This window comes from Streptomyces sp. BBFR51 (genome assembly GCF_044591655.1).
In the GTDB taxonomy this organism is placed as follows: domain Bacteria; phylum Actinomycetota; class Actinomycetes; order Streptomycetales; family Streptomycetaceae; genus Streptomyces.
Genome location: NZ_CP172448.1, coordinates 1,743,755 through 1,766,717 on the forward strand (window position 1 = coordinate 1,743,755; position 22,963 = coordinate 1,766,717).

A 22,963-nucleotide genomic window follows, 5' to 3' on the forward strand; every position below is an offset into this window, starting at 1 on the left:
TGCTCACGGCTCCCCCTGCGTTGCTCACGACTCCCCCTGTTCGTCCGGCACGACCATCGTGCCGATGCCCTCGTCGGTGAAGATCTCCAGCAGGATCGAGTGCTGGACCCGGCCGTCGATGACGCGGGCGGTGGTGACGCCGCCCCGTACGGCGTGCAGGCAGCCCTCCATCTTCGGCACCATGCCCGAGGACAGGTCCGGCAGCAGTTTCTCCAGCTGGGACGCGGTGAGGCGGCTGATCACCTCGTCGGAGTTCGGCCAGTCCTCGTAAAGACCCTCGACGTCGGTGAGGACCATGAGGGTCTCGGCACCGAGCGCCGCAGCGAGTGCCGAAGCCGCCGTATCAGCATTGACGTTGTAGACATGTCCGTCGTCCTGGGAACGGGCGATCGAGGAGACGACCGGGATGCGGCCGTCGGCGAGCAGTGCCTCGATGGCGCCGGTGTCGATCTCGGTGATCTCGCCGACCCGTCCGATGTCGACGAACTGGCCGTCGATCTCGGGCTGGTGCTTGGTGGCGGTGATGGTGTGGGCGTCCTCGCCGGTGAGGCCGACGGCGAGCGGACCGTGCTGGTTCAGCAGCCCGACCAGTTCGCGCTGCACCTGCCCGGCCAGCACCATCCGTACGACGTCCATGGCGTCCTCGGTGGTGACGCGCAGGCCGGCCTTGAACTCGCTGACGATGCCGTGCCGATCGAGGGCGGCGCTGATCTGCGGGCCGCCGCCGTGCACGACGACGGGCTTGAGGCCGGCGTGGCGCAGGAAGACGACGTCCTGGGCGAAAGCCGCCTTCAGGTCCTCGTCGATCATGGCGTTGCCGCCGAACTTGATGACGACGGTCTTGCCGTGGTGCCGGGTCAGCCAGGGCAGCGCCTCGATGAGGATCTGGGCCTTGGGGAGCGCGGTGTGCTTCCGCGTGGGTCCGTTGCTCATGAGCTGTACGCGCTGTTCTCGTGGACGTAGTCGGCGGTGAGGTCGTTGGTCCAGATGGTGGCCGTGGCGTCACCGGCGGCGAGGTCGGCGACGACGTGGACCTCGCGGTAGCGCATGTCGACCAGCTCGCGGTCCTCGCCGACGCCGCCGTTCTTGCAGACCCAGACGCCGTTGATGGCGACGTTGAGGCGGTCGGGCTCGAAGACGGCGGAGGTCGTGCCGATCGCGGAGAGCACACGGCCCCAGTTGGGGTCCTCGCCGTGGATGGCGCACTTGAGGAGGTTGTTGCGGGCGATGGTGCGGCCCACCTGGACGGCGTCCTCCTCGGTCGCGGCGTTCACGACCTCGACCTTGATGTCCTTGCTGGCGCCCTCGGCGTCCCGGATGAGCTGCTGGCCGAGGTCGTCGCAGACGGTGCGGACGGCCTCGGCGAACCCGTCGTATTCGGGGGTGACGCCCGAGGCGCCCGAGGCGAGCAGCAGCACGGTGTCGTTGGTGGACATGCAGCCGTCGGAGTCGACGCGGTCGAAGGTGACCCTGGTGGCGGCGCGCAGGGCGCGGTCCAGCACGTCCGTGTCGAGGTCGGCGTCGGTGGTGATCACGACGAGCATGGTGGCGAGGCCGGGGGCGAGCATGCCGGCGCCCTTGGCCATGCCGCCGACGGTCCACCCGTCCTTGCTCACGACGGACGTCTTGTGGACGGTGTCGGTGGTCTTGATCGCGATGGCGGCCTTCTCACCGCCGTGCTCCGAGAGCTGCGCGGCGGCCGTCTCCACACCCGGGAGCAGCTTGTCCATGGGGAGCAGTACGCCGATGAGCCCGGTGGAGCACACGGCGACCTCGCCGGCACCCGTCCCGAGCGCCTCGGCGACCTTCTCGGCGGTGGCGTGGGTGTCCTGGAAGCCCTTGGGACCGGTGCAGGCGTTGGCGCCGCCCGAGTTCAGGACGACGGCGGACAACTGCCCGCTCTTCAGCACCTGCTCGGACCACAGGACCGGCGCGGCCTTGACGCGGTTGGAGGTGAAGACGCCCGCGGCGCTGCGGCGGGGGCCGGTGTTGACCACAAGGGCCAGGTCGGGGTTGCCGCTCTCCTTGATCCCGGCGGCGACACCGGCCGCCGTGAATCCCTTCGCTGCCGTCACGCTCACGGCGCAACTCCGATCGTCGTCAGTCCGGTGGTCTCGGCGAGACCCAGGGCGATGTTCATGCTCTGGACGGCACCGCCCGCGGTGCCCTTGGCCAGGTTGTCGATGGCGCTGATCGCGATGACGCGGCCCGCGGCGGCGTCGTACGCGACCTGGACCTGGACGGCGTTGGATCCGTACACGGAGGCGGTCGCGGGCCACTGCCCCTGGGGCAGCAGGTGCACGAAGGGTTCGTCGGCGAAGGCCTTCTCGTAGGCGGCCCGGACCGACTCGGCGGTGACCCCGGGCTTCGCCTTGGCGGTGCACGTGGCGAGGATGCCGCGGGGCATCGGCGCGAGGGTCGGCGTGAAGGAGACGGTGACCGGCTCGCCGGCGACCGCGCCGAGGTTCTGGATCATCTCGGGGGTGTGCCGGTGTCCGCCGCCGACGCCGTACGGCGACATGGAGCCCATGACCTCGCTGCCCAGCAGGTGGGGCTTGGCCGCCTTGCCCGCGCCGGAGGTGCCGGAGGCGGCGACGATCACGGCCTCGGGCTCGGCGAGCGAGGCGGCGTAGGCCGGGAAGAGGGCCAGTGACACGGCGGTGGGGTAGCAACCGGGCACCGCGATGCGCTTGGACCCCTCCAGCGCGGTGCGGGCACCCGGAAGTTCGGGGAGGCCGTAGGGCCAGGTGCCGGCGTGCGGGGAGCCGTAGAACGTCTCCCAGTCGGCCGCGTCCTTGAGCCGGAAGTCGGCGCCCATGTCGACGACGAGGACGTCAGGGCCGAGCTGCTCGGCGACGGCCGCGGACTGCCCGTGCGGCAGCGCGAGGAACACGACGTCGTGCCCGCCGAGTACCTCGGGGGCGGTCGGCTCCAGCACCCGGTCGGCCAGCGGCAGCAGATGCGGCTGGAGCGCACCCAGCCGCTGCCCCGCGTTGGAGTTGCCGGTCAGGGCGCCGATCTCGACCTCCGGGTGGGTCAGGAGCAGGCGCAGCAGCTCACCGCCCGCATACCCACTCGCTCCGGCCACCGCCGCACGTACCGCCATGGAAAACCCTCCTCCTGGAGAGCATGACTATACGTGCCGCTGCACGTTTATGCAACGCGCGGCATGACCTCGGGGTCCTGCCGCAGGCATCGGCTACCCTGCCGTTTCCGGACTCCGAGCGCCGTGGGGGTGGATGTGCGTTCATGGATCATCGAGCTGATCGTCGGGCTGTGGCCCTGGCAGCGTGCGGCGCTCGTCGTGTCCCTGTGCGCCCTCGCCCTCCCCCTGTGGTTCGCCGCGGGGAACACGGACCGGTATCGGCATGGGCAGACGGCCGTGACAGAAGGGTTCGTCGACTGCCAGTGGGACGGGCCGTGCCAGGGCACGTGGACGCTGGCGGACGGGAGCCTGGGCCGGGGCAGGATCGACGGCCTGGACTTCACCGCCGAGGAGGAGCTCGTCGAGGACATCCCGCTCTTCGGCGGCCGCGACTGGGCCGTCGCCGACCGCGGGACCCTGCTCCGCCACGCGCTGGCCCAATACACGGTGGCTCCGGCCGGCGCGGCGCTCGTCATCTGGATCGCCCGGCGGCGCGCGACGTACAACCAGGAGACGCGTTCGTTGATTCGGCGGTACCGCAGCACTACGCCTTGACGGCCTCCGCGATCCGCAGCGCCGCCTCGGCGGGCGTGAGGTGCGTGGTGTCGACGACCTCGGCCTCGGCGTGCAGCCAGGTGCGGGCCGCCTCGGCGTAGGGCTCGAGGTACTTGAGACGGAACGGCGAGTTCGGCCCCAGTACAGCGTCCCCCGCGATGCGCCCCCGCAGGGTCTCCTGGTCGGCGTGGAGGACGAAGTGCCGTACGGGGATGCCGTGTTCGGCGAGGCCCGTGCTGATCTCGCGCCAGTACTGCTCGACCAGGACCGTCATCGGCATCACCAGGGTGCCGCCGGTGTAGTCGAGTACGCGGCGGGCGGTCTCGACGACGAGCGGCCGCCACGGCGGCCAGTGCTGGAAGTTGTCCGTCCCGGGCAGCCCGGGCGTGATGTCCATGAGCGTCTCGCCGACCTTCTCGGCGTCGAACACCCGTGAGTCCGGGAGCAGCTCCTGCACGAGCGCACCGGTCGTCGTCTTGCCCGCACCGTGGGTGCCGTTGAGCCATACGATCATGGGCCCCAACGTTAGCCCGGACCGGCGACGGCGTACCGGTGCCGTCGCCGGTCCGGGCCACAGGTCACCGCTGTCTGATCCGCAGGAACGTCACCGAGTTCGCCGGGAAGGTGTACGTGAACTCGCTCGCCGCCCCCGAGAAGGTCGAGGTCACCGGGGTGACCGGCGTGTCCGTCTCGGTGTTGACCGCGTCCTGGTCGGCGGCCAGCGTGGTGACGCGGGCCCTGGGCGCGACCTTGGCGCCGCCGAGGTCGACGGAGGTGCGGGCCGCCGTGTCCTGGGCGGTGACGACCTTGACGACCAGCTCGCCGGTGCGGTCGTCGCGCGTGACGATCTGGCGGAACGGCTCGGCCGGCCTGTCGTCGGTGAAGCCGCCCCACTCCTCGCCGTCGAGGTAGAGGGTGACCTGGCGGCCCCTGACCTTGATGTCGATGTCGTAGGCGCGGCCCGTCTCGATCGACCCGGCCTTCGACAGGAGCGTCGACTTGCCGCCGTCGGAGGCCTGTTCGACGGCTGACTGGGTGTTGTTCCAGCCGCCCAGGTTCCACCAGTAGTAGTTGCCGGTGTCCTTGACGCCGAAGGCGACGAGGAAGCCCTCGTTGCCCGACTTCTTGGTGGCCTTCACGTGCAGGTCGTAGTCCTGCCAGGCCGGGTCGCCCGCCGTGACCATGGTGTTCTCGGCCGCCGCGTCCGTCTGGACGTACTGGCCGTCCTGGACGGTCCAGCTGCCGGTGCCCGAGTGGGTCCACTTCGACGCGTCACCGGAGAAGTCGTCGCTCAGGAGCGTCCCGCCGTCGGCCGAGGTCACCTTGACCTCGTCGTACGCCGCGCTGGTCGCCCAGGTCGACAGGCCGACGGCGCCGGTGATGGGGCCGCTGACGGCGGGGGTACCGGTCGCCTTCGAGGGGACGACGCGGTCGCCGGTGTTGTTCATGAACAGCTTCTGGACCTCGTAGTTGGCCGAGTTCCAGGAGGCGTGGTTGTTGAACCAGATCATGTCTGGGCTCCACTGCACGTAGTCCTCGTTGGCGAGCAGCGGGGCGTAGGAGGCGAGCTTGACGACGTCGGCGTTGCGCTCCAGGCCGGTCATGAACGCGGCCTCGGACAGCGCGTTCTTCCAGGCGTTGCCCTGGGAGGCGTACTCGCCGAGGAAGACCTTGGGGCCGTTCCTGTCGTAGGAGTCGTAGCGGTCGTTGTTCTGGAGGAACCACTGCGGGCTGTTGTAGTAGTGCTCGTCGACCATCTCGACGCCGGCGTCGCGGTTCAGCTGCCAGGCGGTGTCGAAGGTGGCGCCGGAGTCGTCGGGGCCCGAGTTGGAGACGACGGTGATGTCCGGGTACTTCGCCTCGATGGCGGTACGGAACTGCTCGAAGCGCGCGAAGAACTCGTTCGGGAGGTTCTCCTCGTTGCCGACCTCGAGGTGGGTGAGGTGGAAGGGCCTGGGGTGTCCCATCTCGGCGCGCTTCCTGCCCCACTCGCTGGTGCGGGGGCCGCTCGCGAACTCGATGAGGTCCAGGGTGTCCTGGATGTGCCGCTTCAGCAGTGCGTCGTCGTCGACGGCCTTGTTCTGGCCGCAGCCGGTGACCAGGGCGGGGACGACGGGCAGCGGCATGGCGCCGATGTCCTCGGCGAAACGGAAGTACTCGTAGTAGCCGAGGCCGTAGCTCTGGTTGTAGCCCCAGAAGTTGGCGTTGGTGGCGCGCTCCTCGACCGGGCCGACGGTGTCCTTCCACTGGTAGGAGCGCTTGCGCTGCCAGTCGGAGTCGGCGCTGTAGTCCTCCATCGAGCCGGTGTTGACCAGGCAGCCGCCGGGGAAGCGCAGGAAGCCCGGGTTCAGGGCCTCGATCTTCTCCGCGAGGTCCTTGCGCAGGCCGTTCGGCTGGTGCCGGTAGGTGTCGCGGGGGAAGAGGGACACCATGTCGAGGGCGGCGGACGCGGTGGTGGCGACGGCGAGCCGGCCGCGGTTGCTGGTGCGGGTCGCGGTGAAGCCGGCGGTGTACTTGCGCCACTTCCCCTTCGCCGCCACCTGGCGCACCTTCGCGAGCGTGCCCGCGGAGTCCTGGAGGCTGACGGTGAGGGTGGTGCCGCTCTCGGCGCGGGCCCACACCGAGAAGTCGTACTTCTCGCCCTTCTCGATGCGGATGCCGGTGTTGTAGCCGGCGTTGGTGACGGCGGAACCGGCGGCCAGGGAGAGGTAGTTGCGGTTGCGCTCGCCCAGCCGGCCGCCGTCGTTCACCACCTGGGCCGTGCCGTCGGCCGTCCAGGCGGTGAGGGGCGTGTACGAGTTGTTGTCGGCGGTGGAGTACTCGAAGGACCGGTTCTGCACCAACTCGGCGTACAGGCCGCCGTCGGCGGCCCGGTTGATGTCCTCGTAGAAGACGCCGTACATCGTGTCGTCGATGGCGGCGCCCTCGGCGGACGGGTCGACGGTGATCGTGTAGTCGGCGACGGCCCGAGCGTGTGCCGGGGACGGCAGCAGGGCCGAGGCCGTCAGGAGGGCGGTGACGCTGAGACCGAGTCTCCAGCGGGTGCGTGACATGGATACTCCGCGGCTCTCACTAGATCGTTCGAGATATCGGACATTGGTCAGCACTTCGAACGGCAAGATAGGGAGGGGGTGAGAGCGCGTCAATGGGTCGCGCAGCAAGTCGTGCGCCGGCCGGTGGGCCGGAGCGGGAAAGCGAGTGGAAATGGGCGAGTTGTGGCCGGTACCCGATGTGCTGGCGTACCTCGCGGGCCGGTGGCGCACCGAGCGGTCGGTGCGGGATCTGGCGAGTGGCGCGGAGGGCCGTTTCGAGGGGACGACGGCGTTCGACGCGCTCGACGGCGGCGGGCTGCTCAGCCGGGAGTCGGGTGCCTTCACCTGGCAGGGCGTGACCCGGCCCGCCGAGCGGACGCTGCGCTACGAGGCGGGGAGCGGGCCGGGCCGGGCCGACGTGCGGTTCGCGGACGGCCGCCCCTTCCACGGCCTGGACCTGACCTCCGGACACCATGTGGCGGACCACCCGTGCGCCGCCGACCTCTACCGCGGCGAGTTCACCGTCCGGGGCCCGAGCCACTGGCGGACCGTGTGGCGGGTGGGCGGCCCGGCCAAGGACCTGCTGCTCACAACGGATTACCTTCGCGATACGCCGGAGGCGTAGCGCCCTGGGTCCGTGCCCCGTCGAAGCGGAGGCTCCAGCGGCCCGCGCGGCCCGTCACGGTGGTCGCCGACAGCGTGCGGACGTCCAGGTTCCAGTACGTCGCGGGCGGCGCCTTCAGCACGTAGACCAGCGCGGCCCGGATCACGGAGGGCTCGGCCACGGCGACGATGCGGTCGCCGTCCTCGCCTGGACGGGTGTCGAGCCAGCCGCCGACCCTGGTGATGAAGCCCAGCAGCGACTCCCCGCCGTGCGGGGTCGACCGCGGATCGGCGAGCCAGGCGTCCACGGCGGCCGGTTCGCGGGCCATGGCCTCACCGAGGGTCAGGCCGCGCCACCGGCCCATGTCGCATTCGCGCAGGGCGAGTTGGACCAGGGGCGCGCAGCCGAGGGCGTCTCCGGTGGCGCGGCTGCGGGGGGTGGGTGAGCAGTAGCGCAACTCGGCGGCGGCGAGCGGCAGCAGGTCGCCCGCGGCGCGCAGTACCTCGTCCCATCCGGCCTGGTCCAGCGGCCGGTCGTCGTCGAAGCGCTCCGCGAGCAGCGGTGAGCTGCGCGCAGCCGCGACGAACGTGACCCGAAGCGCCATGCGGTGATGGTGGAGCGCAAAGGTATCCAGGTCAAGGGGTGTTACCTGTGGGCTACCCACGGTGCGCCCCGGCTCACCGACCGAAGGCGGGCGCGGGGCGGGGCGTCAGCCGCCCCACACCTCCAGGCAGGCGGTGCGCAGACGTCGTACGCCTTCGGTGATCTCCCCGACGCCCGCGACCGCCGCGAAGCTCAGCCGGAAATGGGCGGCGGGGGGTTCGGCGCTGAAGTAGGGACGGCCCGGGGTGATGGCGACGCCGGCGCGCAGGGCGGCCGCGGTCAGGGCGACCTCGTCGGCGCCCTCCGGCAGGCGCGGCCACAGGTGATAGCCGCCGGAGGGGATGTGGGCCAGGGAGATCTCGGGGAGCCGCAGCCGCAGCGCGGACGTCATCGCGTCCCGGCGTGCCTTCAACTCGGCTGATACCGCGCGCAGATGGCGCGGCCAGGCGGGCGAGCCGACGAGTTCCAGCGCCGCCTCCTGGAGGGGCCGGGGCACGAAGAAGGTGTCGACGACCTGGATGGCCCGCAGGCGCTCGAGCACCGGCCCGCGCGCGGCCAGCGCACTCACCCGGAAGCTGGGCGAGGTGGCCTTGGTCAGCGAGCAGACGTGGACGACGACGCCGTCCGGGTCGTCGGCGGCGAGCGGCGCCGGCAGCGGGCCCGCGTCCTCGTGCACGAGCCGCCGCACGAAGTCGTCCTCCACGACGAAGGCACCGGCCGCCCGGGCGATGCGCAGCACCTCGCCGCGCCGCTCGGGGGCGAGCACGGCACCGGTCGGGTTCTGGAAGAGGGGCTGGCAGACGAAGACGCGGGCGCCGGTCGCCCGGAAGGCGTCGGCGAGCAGGGCGGGCCGTACGCCGTCGGCGTCCACGGGGACGGGCACCGGGCGCAGGCCGGCCGCCCGCGCGATGGCCAGCATGCCGGGGTAGGTCGGGGACTCGACGAGGACCGGGGTACCGGGCGGGGCGAGGGCGCGCAGGGCGGTGGTCAGCGCGGACTGGCCGCCCGCCGTGATCAGTACCTCCGCCGCCGTGATGGCGCCGCCGATGCCGCGCGCGAACCACTCCCGCAGTTCCGGCAGCCCCTCCATCGGCGGCCGCCCCCACGCACCGGGGCGCCGCCCGGCGCGGGCCAGGGCCGCCGCCATCGCCCGCTCCGGCTGCAACGACGTGTGCAGGTAGCCGCCGTTGAACTCCACGACCCCGGGCGGCGGCGCGGCCAGCGAGACCAGCACCCCGGAGGCGTCCACCGAGCGCGGTACGAGATCGGCGGCGCCGTCGGCACTGAGCGCGACCTCCTGCCAGGAGGTGTCCCCGGCGGACGCGGCCGAGGGGCGGGGCCGGGCACGGAAGGCGCCGGCGCCGGGCCGGGTGACCACCAGCCCCTCGGCGGCGAGCTGCGCCAGGGCGCGGGAGACGGTCACCGGGCTCACCCGGAACCGGTCGACGAGGGCCCGGCTGGACGGGAGCTTTCCGCCGGGAGAGTAGCGGTCGAGCTCCCGCCGCAACACACTCACCAGTTCAGCGACGCTGCTACGCTCATGCATGAGAGCACAGAGTAGCGCTACCGCACCCTCGGGGATAGCAGTCGGCGAAGCCGGCCCGGCCACGGGCGGCAGGTCCTTCGGCACCCTTCAGGCCGCCCTCGGTGTCGTCGCCTTCTCCCTCACCTTCCCCGCCACCGCCTGGGGCCTGGAGGGCTTCGGCCCCTGGTCCCTGATCGCCGTGCGCAGCATCCTGGCCGCCGTGATCGCGGGGGCCTGTCTGCTGGTGGTGGGGGTGGCGCCGCCCGAGCGGCGGCACTGGGCGGGCCTCGCGGTGGTCGGTGCCGGCGTGGTGCTGGGCTTCCCCCTGCTGACCACGCTGGCGCTGCAGACGTCGACCACCGCGCACGCCGCCGTCGTGGTCGGCCTGCTCCCGCTGACCACCGCGCTGCTGTCGGCCCTGCGCATCGGCACCCGCCCCTCGCGCACCTTCTGGATCGCGGCCCTGGCGGGTGCGGCGGCCGTGATCGCGTTCACGGTGCAGCAGAGCGGCGGCGCCCTGACCTCGGCGGACGCCTACCTCTTCGCGGCACTGCTGGTGTGCGCGGCCGGCTACACGGAGGGCGGCCGGCTGGCCCGGGTGATGCCGGGCTGGCAGGTCATCGGCTGGGCGCTGGTGCTGTGCCTGCCGCTGACGGTGCCGATGGCCGCCGTGGCGCTGTCCTTCGAGCCGGTGCACCTGACCGGGCACAGTGTGACCGGGCTGCTATGGGTGGCGGTCGGTTCGCAGTTCCTCGGCCTGGTCGTCTGGTACCGGGGCATGGCCGCCATCGGCATCCCCAAGGCCAGCCAGTTGCAGCTGGCGCAGCCGCTGCTCACACTGGTGTGGTCGGTACTTCTCCTGGGCGAGCACCTGACGGTGGCCGCTCCGCTGACGGCCGCGGCGGTACTGGTGTGCATCGCGGTCACCCAGCGGGCCCGGGGTTGAGCGGCGGCACACAGGTGAGGAGGCCCCACGGATGCACGCAGCCAAGGGCGACCAGCTGGTCCAGCACGGACGGGTGGTCGGTGAACACGACAAGGTCGCGGAGATCGTCGAAGTCATGGGTGAGCGGGGCACTCCCCCGTACCGGGTCCGGTTCGAGGACGGGCACGAAGCTGTGTGCTCGCCCGGCCCCGACTCGGAGATCCGGCACGGTCGGACGCGGCGGTAGTCCGGTGGCCGTCGCCCCATGAGGGAGCGGTTCAGCGCGGGACGGTGGCCGGCTGCGAGTAGTGGTCGGCGGCCACCCGCGCCATCGCGCCGCCGGGGTCCTCGGCGACGTCCTTCGCGGAGAAGAAGACGTGTCCGCGGACCTCGGGGTGGCGCGCGGCCAGCGTGAGGTGGCGGGACAGCTCGGCGGGGTCCTGCCAGGCGGCGGGCTGCGCCGGGTCCCCCGCCTTGTACAGCGCCTCCCCCACGTACAGGTGGGTGCGGCTGCCCCTGGCCACCTCGGCCCACCAGGGCAGCAGCTTCGCGTAGTCGGCGGCCTCCAGGCCGATGTTCCAGTACAGCTGGGGCACGACGTAGTCGAGCCAGCCCTCGCGCACCCACTTGCGGGTGTCCGCGTACAGGTCGTCGTACGTCTGCACGCCCGCCCGGGTGTCCGAGCCGCGCTCGTCGGTGGCCGCGTTGCGCCACACACCGAACGGGCTGACGCCGAACCGGGCGGCCGGCCGGACCTTCTTGACGCGCTCCGCGGTCTCGCGCACCAGCCGGTCGACGTTGTCCCGCCGCCAGGCGGCCTTCGTGGCGAAGCCGGTGCCGAACGTGCCGTAGGTGCCGCCGTCGTCGAAGCTCCGGCCCGCCACCGGATAGGGGTAGAAGTAGTCGTCGAAGTGGACCCCGTCCACCGCGTACTTCGCGACCGCGTCCATCATCGCGTCCTGCACGAAGGCCCGGACCTCGGGCAGCCCGGGGTTGTAGTAGAGCTGCCCGCCGTACGGCACCACCCAGCCGGGGTTCTTGCGCGCCGGGTGCGAGGAGACCAGGCGGGCCGGGTCGTCGTGCGCGGCGACGCGGTACGGGTTGAACCAGGCGTGCAGCTCCAGGCCGCGGGCGTGGGCCTCCTTCACCGCCGTGCCCAGCGGGTCCCAGCCCGGGTCGCGGCCCTGACTGCCGGACAGGTACTGCGACCACGGCTCGTACGCCGAGGGCCACAGCGCGTCGGCCGACGGCCGCACCTGGAGGAACACCGTGTTGAGGCGGTGCCGGACCGCGTTGTCGAGGTGCTCGATCAGCTCCGCGCGCTGCTCGGACGCCCGCAGCCCCGCGCGGGTGGGCCAGTCGCGGTTGGCCACGGTGGCCAGCCACATGCCCCGCATCCCGGCGGCGGCACTGCGCGCGGGCGGCGGCTTCGCGGGTCCTGGGGCCGCCGACGCCCGGGGCGCCGTCGTGAACGCCGACAACGCCGCCACCGTGAAGGCACGGCGCGAGACACGGCCCATGGGAAGTCCTCCTGAACGCTGCGGATCCGCACGGTCACGGATCGTGTACGGGCCCACAGCATGCCCGACCCGGGGGACGGATCCGTGACCATTCGGAGGTAACGTGCTCGATCGGAGCAGACGCCGGGGACCCCGGCGCACCTGCCGCAAGCCGTGAAGTCAGCGAAAGGGACGATGTGACCGGCATCTCGGGAGATATCGCACGCGTCGGCGTGGTGGGCTGCGGTCAGATGGGGGCGGGCATCGCCGAGGTGTGCGCCCGCTCCGGTCTGGAGGTGATGGTCGCCGAGACCACGGGCGAGGCTCTGGAGATCGGCCGTACCCGGCTGTACAACTCGCTGACCAAGGCCGCCGAGCGCGGCAAGATCACCGAGGAGGAGCGGGACGCGACGCAGGCGCGCCTCAGCTTCACCACCGACCTCGGCGAGTTCGCCGACCGTGATCTGGTGATCGAGGCCGTCGTCGAGAACGAGCAGGTCAAGACCGAGATCTTCCAGGTGCTCGACCAGGTCGTGACCCGCCCGGACGCGATCCTGGCCTCCAACACCTCCTCGATCCCGCTGGTGAAGCTGGCGGTCGCCACCTCGCGGCCCGACCACGTCATCGGCGTCCACTTCTTCAACCCGGCCCCGGTGCAGCAGCTGGTCGAGCTGATCCCGGCGCTCACCACCTCCGAGGGCACGCTCAGCCGGGCGCAGCTGTTCACCGAGAAGGTGCTCGGCAAGCACGCCATCCGCGCCCAGGACCGCTCCGGCTTCGTGGTGAACGCGCTGCTGATCCCCTACCTGCTCTCCGCGATCCGGATGTTCGAGTCGGGCATCGCCAGCCGCGAGGACATCGACAACGGCATGGAGATGGGCTGCGCCCACCCGATGGGGCCGCTGAAGCTGACCGACCTGATCGGCCTGGACACGGTCGCCTCGGTGGCGTACTCGATGTACGAGGAGTACAAGGAACCGCTGTACGCCGCTCCCCCGCTGCTCCAGCGCATGGTCGACGCGGGCCGCCTGGGCCGCAAGAGCGGCTCGGGGTTCTACTCCTACGGCTGATCACGCCCGAGCCTGAGGTGGTGCAGCAGGAGGAGCGCGGCCGCCATGTTGGCGGCCGGGACCTCCCCGCGGGCGACGAGGTCGGGGACGAGTTTGAGGGGGACCCATTCCCTGCGGTCCGACTCGAAGTCGTCCACGGGGTGTCCGACGTAGGTGCCCTCGTCGCTCCAGTAGACGTGGTGCCGGGCGTCGGTGAGTCCGTTGGACGGCTCGACGCTCATGAGGTGGTGCAGGGGTCCGGGCCGCCAGCCGGTCTCCTCCTCCAGCTCCCTGGCGGCCGCCACCGCGACGTCCTCGCCGTCCTCGACGACGCCGGCCGCGAGTTCCCAGCCCCAGCTGTCGGTGATGAAACGGTGCCGCCACAGCAGGAGGACCTCGCCCGCCTCGTTGACGACCGTGGCCACGGCCACGGGGCGCATGCGTATCAGGAAGTGGTCGAGATGTCGGCCGTCCGGTAGCTCGACATCGGCGAGATTGACGCTGAACCAGCGATTTGAGTACACATTTTGTTCGCTCTGTTTCGTCCACTGCACGGTTCTGCCACCTTCCTTGAGTAGGTGGCAATATCGCAGCAGCGACGTCCCGGCAGCAGGCGCACGGCGGCCGCTCACGGTGCAGTGGTGGGCGCGGGGCTCAGAGGGACGGGCGGGTCACAGTGGTACGCGCAGGGCCCCGTCGATGAGTTCGGCGGCCTCGGCCGTGCCCGCACACCCGTTGCTCACCAGGTGCTCGCGCACCGCGCGCAGTCTGTCGCGCAGGCGCTGGGACTCCATGCCCCGGGCCTGCTCGGCCATCCGCACGGCGGTGGCCACCGCCTTGTCGGCATGGCCCTGGCGCAGTTCGATCGTGCTGAGCATGGCGAGTCGGTGCACGCGGCCCCGGTCGTGCGCCGGGTTGTCGACGGCCGCGGCGGCGTGCTCCCCGGCCGCCGCGAGTTCACCGAGGCTGAGCAGGGCTTCGGCGACCTGGACGTTGACCAGGCCGGGCTGGACATAGCCGGTCTCGTCGGGCTCGTACCCGCGCCGGATCCGCTCGGCGGCCTGCTCCGCCCGCCGGATGCAGGACAGGGCGCCGGTGCCGTCACCGAGGTGCGCGTACGCCTTGGCCTGCATCGCGTACAGGTCGGAGGCGAGCGCCGGGGTGATGTGCCGTCCCGCGGCGCGCAGCGCGGCCTCGGCGAAGGCGACGGCCTGCCGGTACTCCCGCATGAACAGTGCCTGGTTGACCAGCAGCGCGATGACGTAGGCGCCGAGCCCCCGGTCGCCGCTGGCCTTCGCGAGCCGGAGCGCCTGGTGGAAGTAGCGCTGTGCGAGGCCGTGCGCGTCGGAGTCGTAGGCGCAGATCCCGGCGACGGCCACCAGGCCCCCGGTGGCCCGGTGCAGCTGCCGTCCGGTGGCATCGGTGTAGCTGCCGCGCAGCATCGGGGCGGCCTCGGAGTTGAGGAAGCCGACGATGCGGGCGCGGGTCGCCATGCCGCCGGCCTTGCGGTACATCTGCTCGTAGTGGGCGCGCGCGCAGCGGATCATCTCCAGGTCCGCCGCGGTGACCCGGTGCCGGCCGCCGCGGGAGACGTCCACGTCCTCGGGCGGGTTCTCCCACTCCCACACCGGCATCACGGCGGGCGTGCCGGTGAGCGCGGGGGCGCCGAGGATGTGCGGGCGCTGCTGCTGGTCGGAGCGCCACAGGGCGGTCGCCCGCTCCACGAACCCGGACAGCGAGCCGGTGTGCGGTGCGGCGGGTTCGCCGGGCACGCCGAGGCCGATGTCGTCGAGGGTGACGGGGCGGTGCAGCCGGGACGCGAGGACCTCGCAGATCAGGTCGGGCACCTGGCCGCGTGGCCGCTGCCCCTTCAACCACCGCGCGACGGCGGTGTGTTCGTACCTCAGTGCGAGCCCACGGGCCCGCCCCGCCTGGTTGACGTGCGCCGCCAGTCCCGCGTGCGAGATCCCGGCCTCGTCCAGGATCGCGTCGAGCAGGGTGTTGGGCTGCATGGGTGCCCCCCGGTGAATCGGTGCCGACAGCGTAGTGTGTCGGCCTTCACACGGGGTGTGAACGGAGTACGCGCATCCGCAGCGTGTGCGCACTGTCGCGGAGAGTTCCGGACCGGTTGACTGAGCTGCCTCGAAAGAGGCCGGCCGGGCCGCCGGCTCCCCCTCGTACAGTGCGGCGGCCCGTGTTCACACCGTCCGCCCAGCTGCCTGCCCGACACTCCGTGGCGGGCGGACGGTCGCCGGCCGGGCGATGACGTACCCAGGGGCGCGGTGAACTGCGCGACCAGCCACCAACTGTCCGCGGCCGCCGATCGGCACAAGCCCCACGCCCCTGGGCGAACCGTCAGCTCCGGAGCGCCGCTCCCACCCGCTCGCCCGCGAGGGCGACCGCGGCGTCGCGGGCGGCCGACGCCTCGTCGACCGTCAGCGTCCGGTCCCCCGCGCGAAAGCGCAGCGCGTACGCCAGGGACCTGCGCCCCTCACCGAGCTGCTCGGCGTTGTCGTAGACGTCGAACAGCCGGATGGACTCCAGCAGTTCACCCGCGCCCTCGCGCAGCGCGGCCTCGACGTCGGCCGCCGGGACGAACGCGTCGACCACCAGGGCGACATCCTGCGTGGCGACCGGGAACGTGGAGATGCCCGGCGCCTGCGGGGTGTCGTCGCCGACCCGCTCCACGGCGTCGAGGTCCAGCTCCATCGCGCAGGTGCGCGCGGGCAGACCCAGCGTCTTCAGGACCCGCGGGTGCAGCTCACCCGCGTGCCCGACGACCTTGTCCTCGCCGTCCACGGTGACCGTCAGCTCGGCGCAGCGGCCCGGGTGCCAGGGGCCGTACTGGCCCTTGCGGGTGGCCAGTTCGGCACCGGCCTCGCGGGCGACGGTCCGGGCGGCCTCGACCGCGTCGGCCCAGTCGCCCGGACGGCCCTTGCCCCACCAGCCGGCCTGCTCGCGGGCGCCGGCCAGGACCACCGCGACGTGCCGGGGCTGGTCGGGCAGCGCGGCGTCCAGCGCGGCGAGGTCGTCCGCGTCGGGACGCCGGTCCACGGGCAGGTTCGCGGCGACCCGCTGCTCGTCACGCGGGAGGAAGACCAGGCCGGTCTCGAAGAGCGCCAGGTCGTGCGCGCCCCGGCCGTCGTTGCGGCGCAGCGCACCGAGCAGCCCCGGCAGCAGCGAGGTCCGCAGCGCGGGCTCCTCGTCGCTGAGCGGGTTGACCAGCTTGACGACACGGCGGGCCGGGTCGTCGGCGTCGAGACCGAGCTGGTCGAAGACCTGCTCGCCGACGAACGGGTAGTTCAGCGCCTCGACGTAACCGGCCCCGGCCAGTGCCCGGCCGACCCGGCGGTGCAGCCGCTGGCGGGGGGTCAGGCCGCGGCCCGCCGGGGGGCGGGGCAGCGTGGAGGGCAGGTTCTCGTAGCCCTCCAGGCGGATGACCTCTTCGGCCAGGTCGTTCGGGTCGGTGAGGTCGGGCCGCCAGGACGGCACGGTGACGAGCAGTTCGTCCTGGCCGTAGACGTCGCAGCCGACCTCCTGGAGGCGGCGTACCACGGTCTCGCGGCCGTAGGCGACGCCCGCGACCTTGTCCGGGTGGTCGGCCGGGACGCTGATCGTGTGCGGTGCGGACGGGGCGCTGATCTCGGTGACGCCGGCCTCGGCGGTGCCGCCCGCGAGCAGCACGAGCAGGTCGACGGTCCGCTGCGCGGCAGCGGCGGCGGCCTGCGGGTCGACGCCGCGCTCGAAGCGGCGGGAGGCCTCCGAGGACAGCTTGTGGCGGCGGGCGGTGCGCGCGATGGCCACCTGGTTGAAGTGGGCGGCCTCGATCACCACGTCGGTGGTCGCGGTCCCCCCGTTCTCGGCGGCACCGTGATCCGCGATCTCGGTGTTCGCGCCGCCCATGACGCCGGCGAGCCCGATCGGGCCCCGGTCGTCCGTGATGACCAGGTCCTCGGCGTGCAGCTTGCGCTCGGTCCCGTCGAGGGTGACGATCTTCTCGCCCTCCTCGGCCCGGCGCACGCCGATGGTGCCCTGGACCAGTCCGCGGTCGTAGGCGTGCAGCGGCTGGCCCAGCTCCATCATCACGTAGTTGGTGACGTCGACGGCGAGCGAGATCGAGCGCATGCCGACCTTCTGGAGCCGGCGCTGGAGCCAGATCGGGGAGCGCGCCTCGGCGCTGAGGCCGGTCACCGTGCGGGCGGTGAAGCGGTCGCAGCCGGTGGGGTCGGCGATCTTCACCGGGTAGCCGTACGCGTTCGGGCCCGGCACGTCGAGCAGGGCCGGGTCGCGCAGCGGCAGGCCGTAGGCGATGGCGGCCTCGCGGGCGACGCCGCGGATGGACAGGCAGTCGCCGCGGTTGGCGGTGACGGCGATGTCCAGGACCTCGTCGACCAGCTCGAGCAGCTCGATGGCGTCCTTGCCGACCTCGGTCTCCGGCGGCAGCACGATGATGCCGTGCGTGCCGTCGTCGCCCATGCCCAGCTCGTCGCCGGAGCAGATCATGCCGTGGGACGTCTTGCCGTAGGTCTTGCGGGCGCTGATCGAGAAGCCGCCGGGCAGGGTGGCGCCGGGGAGGACCACGACGACCTTGTCGCCGACGGCGAAGTTCCGGGCGCCGCAGACGATCTCCTGCGGCTCACCCGTGCCGTTGGCCTGTCCGACGTCGACGGTGCAGAAGCGGATCGGCTTCTTGAAGCCCTCCAGTTCCTCGATGGTCAGCACCCGGCCGACGACGAGGGGGCCCTTGAGGTCGGCGCCCAGGTGCTCGACGGTCTCGACCTCGAGTCCTGCCGAAATCAGCTTGGCCTGCACGTCGCGGCCGGTCTCGGTGGCCGGCAGGTCGACGTACTCCCGCAGCCAGGAAAGCGGGACCCGCATCAGATCTCCATCCCGAACGGCCGGGTGAACCGGACGTCACCCTCGACCATGTCTCGCATGTCCTCGACGTTGTGGCGGAACATCAGCATCCGCTCGATGCCGAACCCGAAGGCGAAGCCGCTGTACTTCTCCGGGTCGATGCCGCAGGCGGTCAGCACCCGCGGGTTGACCATGCCGCAGCCGCCCAGCTCGATCCAGCCCTCGCTGGAGCAGGTGCGACAGGGGCGGTCGGGGTTGCCGACGGACGCGCCCTTGCAGACGTAGCAGAGCATGTCCATCTCGGCGGACGGCTCGGTGAAGGGGAAGAAGTTCGGCCGCAGCCGGGTCTTCATCTCCGCGCCGAACAGCGACTGGACCATGTGGTCCAGGGTGCCCTTGAGGTCGGCCATGGTCAGGCCCTCGTCCACGGCGAGCAGCTCGACCTGGTGGAAGACGGGGGTGTGCGTGGCGTCCAGCTCGTCGGTGCGGTACACCCGGCCGGGGCAGATCACGTAGACCGGCAGCTCGCGGGAGAGCGCGGAGCGGATCTGCACGGGCGAGGTGTGGGTGCGCAGCACGACGCCCGACTCGGTGCCGCCCTTCGGGCCCTCTACGAAGAAGGTGTCGGCCTCGCCGCGGGCGGGGTGGTCCGGGCCGATGTTGAGGGCGTCGAAGTTGAACCACTCCGCCTCGGCCTCGGGGCCCTCGGCGACCTCGTAGCCCATGGCCACGAAGATGTCCTCGATGCGCTCGGAGAGCGTGGTGAGGGGGTGGCGGGCGCCGGCCGGTACGCGGTCGTAGGGCAGTGTGACGTCCACGGCCTCCTCGACCAGGACGCGCGCGTCGCGCTCGGCCTCCAGCTCCTCCTGTCGGGCGGCCAGCGCCTTGTTCACCGCGCCGCGGGCCATGCCGACGCGCTTGCCGGCCTCGGCCTTGGCCTGCGGGGGCAGGGCGCCGATCTCGCGGTTGGCCAGCGCCAACGGGGAGGTGCCGCCGGTGTGGGCGACCTTGGCCTCCTGGAGCCCGTCGAGGGAGTCCGCGGCGGCGAAGGCGGCGAGCGCCTCGTCCCGCATGCGCTCGATCTCTTCCGGTTTCAACGCCTCGACCTCGACAGGGTCGTACGACTTATTCGGTGCCGACATCTCTTCCCGTGCTTCCGATTGTCCCCCAGCTATCGCTGGGAGGTGCCCCATGCTGATGGTCCCCGTCACCGGCTCGTGGACGAAGCGTCCGTGCGACGCGGCGCCTCCGTGACGAATCGTCTCCGTCTGGGCGTCTTCGTCTGGGCGTCTTCGTCTGCGGGACACAAAGGTGCCAGAGGCCGAGTCTAACGGGGTGGAGGAAGGTGAATGCGCCCGCGGTGCTCAGGCCAGGTAGGCCGGGGCCGCCACGGGCAACGTAAATCGGAACTCGGCGCCGCCGCCGGGGGCGCGGCCGACCGTGATGGTGCCGCCGTGGGCCTCGACGATGCCCTTGACGATGTAGAGCCCGAGGCCGGTGCCACCGCGCTTGCTGCCCCGCCAGAAGCGGGTGAAGACGCGGTTCATGGACTCCTCCGGGATGCCGGCCCCTTCGTCGCTCACCGTGACCGACGTGGCTGTGTCCTCCCCTTCGCGGGGGGACGCCGCGGGCGTGACGTCAATGGTGACGGTTCCCTCGCCGTGCCGCACGGCATTTTCCAGCAGGTTGCTCAGCACCTGGTCGACCTTGTCGGGGTCGGCCCACAGATCGGGCAGCGGCTGGGCGATGCGGAGCAGGAAACGGTCGGCCTCCTGGCCGGCGGCGACGTAGGCCTGGATGTGGCGGCCGACGGCGGCGCCGATGTCGACGGGCTGGCGGCGCACCTCCAGGCGGCCCGAGTCGATCCGGGAGATGTCCAGCAGCTCGGCGATGAGGCGGGTGACCCGGTCGGCGTCCGCGTCGACCGTCTCCAGCATCAGCCGCTTCTGGTCGTCGGTGAACCGCTCCCACTTGGCCAGCAGCGTGGCCGTGAAGCCCTTGACGGAGGTGAGGGGCGAGCGCAGTTCGTGCGCGACGGTGGCGATCAGCTCGGCGTGGCTGCGCTCGGTACGGCGGCGGGCCTCGGTGTCGCGCAGGGTGACGACGACGCGGTGGACGGGGCCGGTGGGCCGCGTACGGACGTAGCGGGCGGCGACGAGGACCTCCCGGCCGCCGGGGAGCAGGAGGTTGCGCTCGGGCTGGCCGACGCGGATGGCGAGCCCGCCGTACGGATCGGTCAGCTGCCACCAGCGCCGGCTCTCCAGGTCCTCCAGGGGCAGGGCCTGCTCCAGGGGCTGTCCGAGGGCCTGGGCGGCGGGGGTCGCGGTGATGCGGGCCGCGGCGGCGTTGAAGCAGACGACGCGTCCGTGCTCGTCCGCGACGACCAGGCCGTCGGGCAGCTGGTCCGGGTCGATGCCGAGGTCGGCGAGATCGCCGGGCGTGCGGGGCGCGGGCGGTCGCGGCGTCTGACGCGCACCCGGTGCGCTGCTCGTGCCGACGCTCATCCCCGTACCCCACCTCTCAACCGCGCAGGGGCCTTGAGCTGGTCACCCTACTAGGCCTCGGTGACGCAGCGGCACCCTCCGGCGGCGCGCTGTGCACGCGCCGACGCGTAGAGACATACGGCGGCGGCGGTCGCGAGGTTCAGACTCTCGGCCTTCCCGTGGATGGGGACGCGCACAACGGCGTCGGTGAGGGTGCGGGTCTCCTGCGGGAGCCCCCACGCCTCGTTGCCGAACACCCAGGCGGTGGGGCCGCCCATGGTGCCGGCGTCCAGCTCGGCGTCCAGGTCGTCCTGGCCCGCGCCGTCGGCGGCGAGCACCCGGACACCGGCGTCCCGCAGTCCGGAGACGGCCCGTTCCACGGGTACGCCGACGGCGACCGGCAGGTGGAACAGGGAACCGACGGAGGCGCGCACGGCCTTGGGGTTGTACAGGTCGACGGAGGCGTCGGTGAGCACCACCGCCTCGGCGCCGGCGGCGTCGGCGCAGCGCAGCACGGTCCCGGCGTTGCCGGGGTCCCGGACGTGGGCGAGGACGGCGACGAGCTTGGGCCGGGCGGCGAGGATCTCCTCGAACGGCGTGTCCAGGAACCGGCAGACCCCGACCAGTCCCTGCGGGGTGACGGTGGTGGAGATGTCCTCGATCACCGAGTCGGCGGCGAGGTGCACCCGGGCGCCGACGTCACAGGCGGCCCCGACGATGTCGGCGTACCGCTCCGCGGCCTCGACGGTGGCGAACAACTCGACCAGCGTCTCCCCGAACCCCGCCGCCTCCCGCACGGCCTGCGGCCCCTCGGCCAGGAACAGCCGCTCCTTCCCCCGGAAGTTCCGCTTCCCCAGCCGCCGCGCGGCGGCGACACGGGGAGAACGGGGGGAGATCAGCTCGGGGCTGGCAGGACGCACTCTTTCTCACCTTCACATCTGAATCGTCGTGGACTGCAACGCGCCCCAAAGGGGCGCGGGGCTGCATCTATGTGCGGCTCCGCCGCGTGGGCGCGACCAGCCACAAGGAGCCCGCAGCCGAGACCGGACCGGTCGGGCGGCAACCGAAGGGACCCGCAGGCTCACAGCCTGCGGGTCCCTTCAACTACGGCTCGAGCCGGCGCAGCGTCACGCCGCCTTCGGCGCGTTCACATCGCTCGGCAGTGCCTTCTGCGCGACCTCGACGAGCGCGGCGAACGCGTTCGGGTCGTTGACGGCCAGCTCGGCGAGGATCTTGCGGTCGACCTCGACGTTGGCGGCCTTCAGGCCCTGGATGAAGCGGTTGTACGTGATGCCGTTGGCGCGGGCAGCGGCGTTGATGCGCTGGATCCACAGCTGGCGGAAGTCACCCTTGCGCTTCTTGCGGTCGTTGTAGTTGTAGACCAGCGAGTGGGTGACCTGCTCCTTGGCCTTGCGGTACAGGCGCGAACGCTGACCGCGGTAGCCGGAGGCCTGCTCGAGGATCGCCCGGCGCTTCTTGTGGGCGTTGACTGCCCGCTTGACGCGTGCCACTTTTAACTCCTTGTAGCGGGGCCGCGGTGGTCCTCACGCGGCCCGGTATCGATTGGGTCCCGGTCCTGCCGTACGACGCTCAGTGGCGCCCGTACGTCACTTGCCGAGAAGCTTCTTGATCTTCTTGGCGTCGCCCGGGGCCATCTCGGCGTTGCCGGTGAGGCGACGCGTCAGGCGCGACGACTTGTGCTCGAGCAGGTGGCGCTTGCCGGCGCGCTCACGGAGCACCTTGCCGGAGCCGGTGACCTTGAAGCGCTTGCTGGCACCGCTGTGCGACTTGTTCTTCGGCATAGCGCCGTTCTCTCCTCGTCGGTGGCGCTCCGGTGCCCGGTCGTGAAACCGGGCACGGTTGGAGCGTCGAACTGGTATCGGTTTGTGTCCTGGGGACTTGCGTCCCCCGGGGTCACGCGTCGGCGGGAGCCTCGGCCTGAGCCTCGGCGACCTCTTCGTCGGACTCCGCGGCGTTCTGCGACTTGCCGGGGTTGGCCTTCGCGTCCGCCTTGCGGGCTTCCTGCGCCTGGCGGGCCTCGGCCATCGCCTCGGTCTTCTTCTTGTGCGGACCGAGGACCATGATCATGTTCCGGCCGTCCTGCTTCGGATTCGACTCGATGAAGCCGAGGTCCTGGACGTCCTCCGCGAGACGCTGCAGCAGTCGGTAGCCGAGCTCCGGCCGGGACTGCTCGCGACCACGGAACATGATCGTGATCTTGACCTTGTCGCCCTGCTTGAGGAACCGGACGACGTGACCCTTCTTGGTGTCATAGTCGTGCGGGTCGATCTTCGGCCGGAGCTTCATCTCCTTGATGACCGTGTGCGCCTGGTTCTTGCGCGCCTCACGGGCCTTCATGGCCGACTCGTACTTGAACTTCCCGTAGTCCATGAGCTTGCACACGGGCGGACGGGCGTTCGCCGCGACCTCGACGAGATCGAGGTCGTACTCCTGCGCAAGCTCCAGGGCCTTGGCAAGCGGGACAATCCCGACCTGCTCGCCGCTGGGACCGACAAGTCGCACCTCGGGAACGCGAATCCGGTCGTTGATGCGGGGCTCGGCGCTGATGGATCCTCCTCGGTAGCACCACGCGACGGTCTGGCGGACAGCCGCGTAACGTCTGTGTTCGATAGACCTAACCGCGCCGGCGCATGAAAAATGCCCCGGACGATCACAGGCGGGGCTC

General features: G+C 71.7%; 22 protein-coding genes. 5 read left to right on the plus strand and 17 right to left on the minus strand.

The window, feature by feature from the left end:
* Window positions 1–24 precede the first annotated feature (24 nt).
* From argB to argC, 3 genes are read right to left on the minus strand one after another with little or no spacing between them, the layout of a single operon-like run.
* Window positions 25–933 carry an acetylglutamate kinase gene (gene argB, locus ACGH7X_RS07865; RefSeq protein WP_399882966.1) on the minus strand — a complete coding sequence of 303 codons (909 nt, stop codon included), beginning with the start codon at window positions 931–933 and terminating at the stop codon, window positions 25–27.
* The gene (gene argJ, locus ACGH7X_RS07870) at window positions 930–2,081 is read right to left on the minus strand and encodes a bifunctional glutamate N-acetyltransferase/amino-acid acetyltransferase ArgJ (protein WP_399882968.1); all 1,152 of its coding nucleotides are present in this window, start codon (window positions 2,079–2,081) and stop codon (window positions 930–932) included. The genes argB and argJ overlap by 4 nt, the downstream gene beginning before the upstream one ends.
* Window positions 2,078–3,106 carry an N-acetyl-gamma-glutamyl-phosphate reductase gene (gene argC / locus ACGH7X_RS07875; protein WP_399882970.1) on the minus strand — a complete coding sequence of 343 codons (1,029 nt, stop codon included), beginning with the start codon at window positions 3,104–3,106 and terminating at the stop codon, window positions 2,078–2,080. The genes argJ and argC overlap by 4 nt, the downstream gene beginning before the upstream one ends.
* Before the next feature lie 135 nt (window positions 3,107–3,241).
* Between argC and ACGH7X_RS07880 the strand changes: the two genes are divergently transcribed.
* A complete protein-coding gene (locus ACGH7X_RS07880) occupies window positions 3,242–3,700 on the plus strand; it encodes a hypothetical protein (RefSeq protein ID WP_399882972.1) in 459 nt (152 codons plus the stop codon).
* On the opposite strand, the gene ACGH7X_RS07885 is transcribed toward ACGH7X_RS07880, so the two are convergent.
* Both ACGH7X_RS07885 and ACGH7X_RS07890 read right to left on the minus strand, forming a co-directional pair.
* Window positions 3,690–4,214: an AAA family ATPase gene (locus ACGH7X_RS07885; protein WP_399882974.1), complete on the minus strand. Its 525-nt coding sequence runs from the start codon at window positions 4,212–4,214 to the stop codon at window positions 3,690–3,692. The genes ACGH7X_RS07880 and ACGH7X_RS07885 overlap by 11 nt on opposite strands.
* Before the next feature lie 64 nt (window positions 4,215–4,278).
* On the minus strand, window positions 4,279–6,753 hold the full coding sequence (locus tag ACGH7X_RS07890) for an alpha-L-arabinofuranosidase C-terminal domain-containing protein (RefSeq protein ID WP_399882976.1): 2,475 nt from the start codon (window positions 6,751–6,753) through the stop codon (window positions 4,279–4,281).
* 151 nt (window positions 6,754–6,904) lie between these two features.
* Here ACGH7X_RS07890 and ACGH7X_RS07895 point away from each other — a divergent pair, with 151 nt between their 5' ends.
* The gene (locus tag ACGH7X_RS07895) at window positions 6,905–7,357 is read left to right on the plus strand and encodes a DUF6314 family protein (protein ID WP_399882978.1); all 453 of its coding nucleotides are present in this window, start codon (window positions 6,905–6,907) and stop codon (window positions 7,355–7,357) included.
* On the opposite strand, the gene ACGH7X_RS07900 is transcribed toward ACGH7X_RS07895, so the two are convergent.
* Window positions 7,320–7,940: a histidine phosphatase family protein gene (locus ACGH7X_RS07900; protein WP_399882980.1), complete on the minus strand. Its 621-nt coding sequence runs from the start codon at window positions 7,938–7,940 to the stop codon at window positions 7,320–7,322. The two genes, ACGH7X_RS07895 and ACGH7X_RS07900, sit on opposite strands and share 38 nt — an antisense overlap.
* 105 nt (window positions 7,941–8,045) lie before the next feature.
* Complete coding sequence (locus ACGH7X_RS07905; protein ID WP_399882982.1) at window positions 8,046–9,485, minus strand: PLP-dependent aminotransferase family protein; 1,440 nt, start codon at window positions 9,483–9,485, stop codon at window positions 8,046–8,048.
* Between ACGH7X_RS07905 and ACGH7X_RS07910 the strand changes: the two genes are divergently transcribed.
* Window positions 9,484–10,410 carry a DMT family transporter gene (locus ACGH7X_RS07910; protein ID WP_399882984.1) on the plus strand — a complete coding sequence of 309 codons (927 nt, stop codon included), beginning with the start codon at window positions 9,484–9,486 and terminating at the stop codon, window positions 10,408–10,410. The two genes, ACGH7X_RS07905 and ACGH7X_RS07910, sit on opposite strands and share 2 nt — an antisense overlap.
* Before the next feature lie 31 nt (window positions 10,411–10,441).
* Window positions 10,442–10,636 (plus strand): DUF1918 domain-containing protein, encoded by a 195-nt coding sequence (locus ACGH7X_RS07915; protein ID WP_399882986.1) that lies wholly within the window; start codon window positions 10,442–10,444, stop codon window positions 10,634–10,636.
* A gap of 31 nt (window positions 10,637–10,667) precedes the next feature.
* Here the strand turns inward: ACGH7X_RS07915 and ACGH7X_RS07920 are convergent, their stop codons facing one another.
* Complete coding sequence (locus ACGH7X_RS07920; RefSeq protein ID WP_399882988.1) at window positions 10,668–11,909, minus strand: glycoside hydrolase family 10 protein; 1,242 nt, start codon at window positions 11,907–11,909, stop codon at window positions 10,668–10,670.
* Window positions 11,910–12,085: 176 nt separating this feature from the next.
* On the opposite strand from ACGH7X_RS07920, the gene ACGH7X_RS07925 reads away from it, so the two are divergent.
* The gene (locus ACGH7X_RS07925) at window positions 12,086–12,958 is read left to right on the plus strand and encodes a 3-hydroxybutyryl-CoA dehydrogenase (RefSeq protein WP_399882990.1); all 873 of its coding nucleotides are present in this window, start codon (window positions 12,086–12,088) and stop codon (window positions 12,956–12,958) included.
* Here ACGH7X_RS07925 and ACGH7X_RS07930 read toward each other — a convergent pair.
* From ACGH7X_RS07930 to infC, 9 genes are all read right to left on the minus strand, one after another.
* Window positions 12,949–13,491: an NUDIX hydrolase gene (locus ACGH7X_RS07930; RefSeq protein ID WP_399882992.1), complete on the minus strand. Its 543-nt coding sequence runs from the start codon at window positions 13,489–13,491 to the stop codon at window positions 12,949–12,951. The genes ACGH7X_RS07925 and ACGH7X_RS07930 overlap by 10 nt on opposite strands.
* A 117-nt stretch (window positions 13,492–13,608) precedes the next feature.
* Window positions 13,609–14,949, minus strand: coding sequence for a transcriptional regulator (locus ACGH7X_RS07935; protein ID WP_399882993.1), 1,341 nt, complete (start codon window positions 14,947–14,949; stop codon window positions 13,609–13,611).
* A 343-nt stretch (window positions 14,950–15,292) separates the two neighbouring features.
* Window positions 15,293–17,815 (minus strand): phenylalanine--tRNA ligase subunit beta, encoded by a 2,523-nt coding sequence (pheT, locus tag ACGH7X_RS07940; protein ID WP_399882995.1) that lies wholly within the window; start codon window positions 17,813–17,815, stop codon window positions 15,293–15,295.
* Complete coding sequence (pheS, locus tag ACGH7X_RS07945; protein ID WP_399882997.1) at window positions 17,815–18,936, minus strand: phenylalanine--tRNA ligase subunit alpha; 1,122 nt, start codon at window positions 18,934–18,936, stop codon at window positions 17,815–17,817. Before pheS ends, pheT begins: the two co-directional genes overlap by 1 nt.
* A 222-nt stretch (window positions 18,937–19,158) precedes the next feature.
* Window positions 19,159–20,298, minus strand: a complete 1,140-nt coding sequence (locus tag ACGH7X_RS07950) for an ATP-binding protein (protein WP_399882999.1) — start codon at window positions 20,296–20,298, stop codon at window positions 19,159–19,161.
* A 50-nt stretch (window positions 20,299–20,348) separates the two neighbouring features.
* Complete coding sequence (locus tag ACGH7X_RS07955) at window positions 20,349–21,197, minus strand: TrmH family RNA methyltransferase (RefSeq protein ID WP_399883001.1); 849 nt, start codon at window positions 21,195–21,197, stop codon at window positions 20,349–20,351.
* 207 nt (window positions 21,198–21,404) lie between these two features.
* Window positions 21,405–21,788, minus strand: coding sequence for a 50S ribosomal protein L20 (gene rplT / locus ACGH7X_RS07960; RefSeq protein ID WP_003977226.1), 384 nt, complete (start codon window positions 21,786–21,788; stop codon window positions 21,405–21,407).
* A 96-nt stretch (window positions 21,789–21,884) separates the two neighbouring features.
* Window positions 21,885–22,079: a 50S ribosomal protein L35 gene (rpmI, locus tag ACGH7X_RS07965; RefSeq protein ID WP_007829094.1), complete on the minus strand. Its 195-nt coding sequence runs from the start codon at window positions 22,077–22,079 to the stop codon at window positions 21,885–21,887.
* Window positions 22,080–22,191: 112 nt separating this feature from the next.
* Complete coding sequence (gene infC / locus ACGH7X_RS07970) at window positions 22,192–22,845, minus strand: translation initiation factor IF-3 (RefSeq protein ID WP_399896843.1); 654 nt, start codon at window positions 22,843–22,845, stop codon at window positions 22,192–22,194.
* Window positions 22,846–22,963 lie beyond the last annotated feature (118 nt).

Coding starts and splice junctions, on each gene's coding strand:
- argB (WP_399882966.1), bottom strand. CDS start 933: ATGAGCAACGGACCCACGCGGAAGCACACCGCGCTCCCCAAGGCCCAG.
- argC (WP_399882970.1), bottom strand. CDS start 3,106: ATGGCGGTACGTGCGGCGGTGGCCGGAGCGAGTGGGTATGCGGGCGGT.
- ACGH7X_RS07885 (WP_399882974.1), bottom strand. CDS start 4,214: ATGATCGTATGGCTCAACGGCACCCACGGTGCGGGCAAGACGACGACC.
- ACGH7X_RS07890 (WP_399882976.1), bottom strand. CDS start 6,753: ATGTCACGCACCCGCTGGAGACTCGGTCTCAGCGTCACCGCCCTCCTG.
- ACGH7X_RS07895 (WP_399882978.1), top strand. CDS start 6,905: ATGGGCGAGTTGTGGCCGGTACCCGATGTGCTGGCGTACCTCGCGGGC.
- ACGH7X_RS07900 (WP_399882980.1), bottom strand. CDS start 7,940: ATGGCGCTTCGGGTCACGTTCGTCGCGGCTGCGCGCAGCTCACCGCTG.
- ACGH7X_RS07910 (WP_399882984.1), top strand. CDS start 9,484: ATGAGAGCACAGAGTAGCGCTACCGCACCCTCGGGGATAGCAGTCGGC.
- ACGH7X_RS07905 (WP_399882982.1), bottom strand. CDS start 9,485: ATGCATGAGCGTAGCAGCGTCGCTGAACTGGTGAGTGTGTTGCGGCGG.
- ACGH7X_RS07915 (WP_399882986.1), top strand. CDS start 10,442: ATGCACGCAGCCAAGGGCGACCAGCTGGTCCAGCACGGACGGGTGGTC.
- ACGH7X_RS07920 (WP_399882988.1), bottom strand. CDS start 11,909: ATGGGCCGTGTCTCGCGCCGTGCCTTCACGGTGGCGGCGTTGTCGGCG.
- ACGH7X_RS07935 (WP_399882993.1), bottom strand. CDS start 14,949: ATGCAGCCCAACACCCTGCTCGACGCGATCCTGGACGAGGCCGGGATC.
- pheT (WP_399882995.1), bottom strand. CDS start 17,815: ATGCGGGTCCCGCTTTCCTGGCTGCGGGAGTACGTCGACCTGCCGGCC.
- pheS (WP_399882997.1), bottom strand. CDS start 18,936: ATGTCGGCACCGAATAAGTCGTACGACCCTGTCGAGGTCGAGGCGTTG.
- ACGH7X_RS07950 (WP_399882999.1), bottom strand. CDS start 20,298: ATGAGCGTCGGCACGAGCAGCGCACCGGGTGCGCGTCAGACGCCGCGA.
- rpmI (WP_007829094.1), bottom strand. CDS start 22,079: ATGCCGAAGAACAAGTCGCACAGCGGTGCCAGCAAGCGCTTCAAGGTC.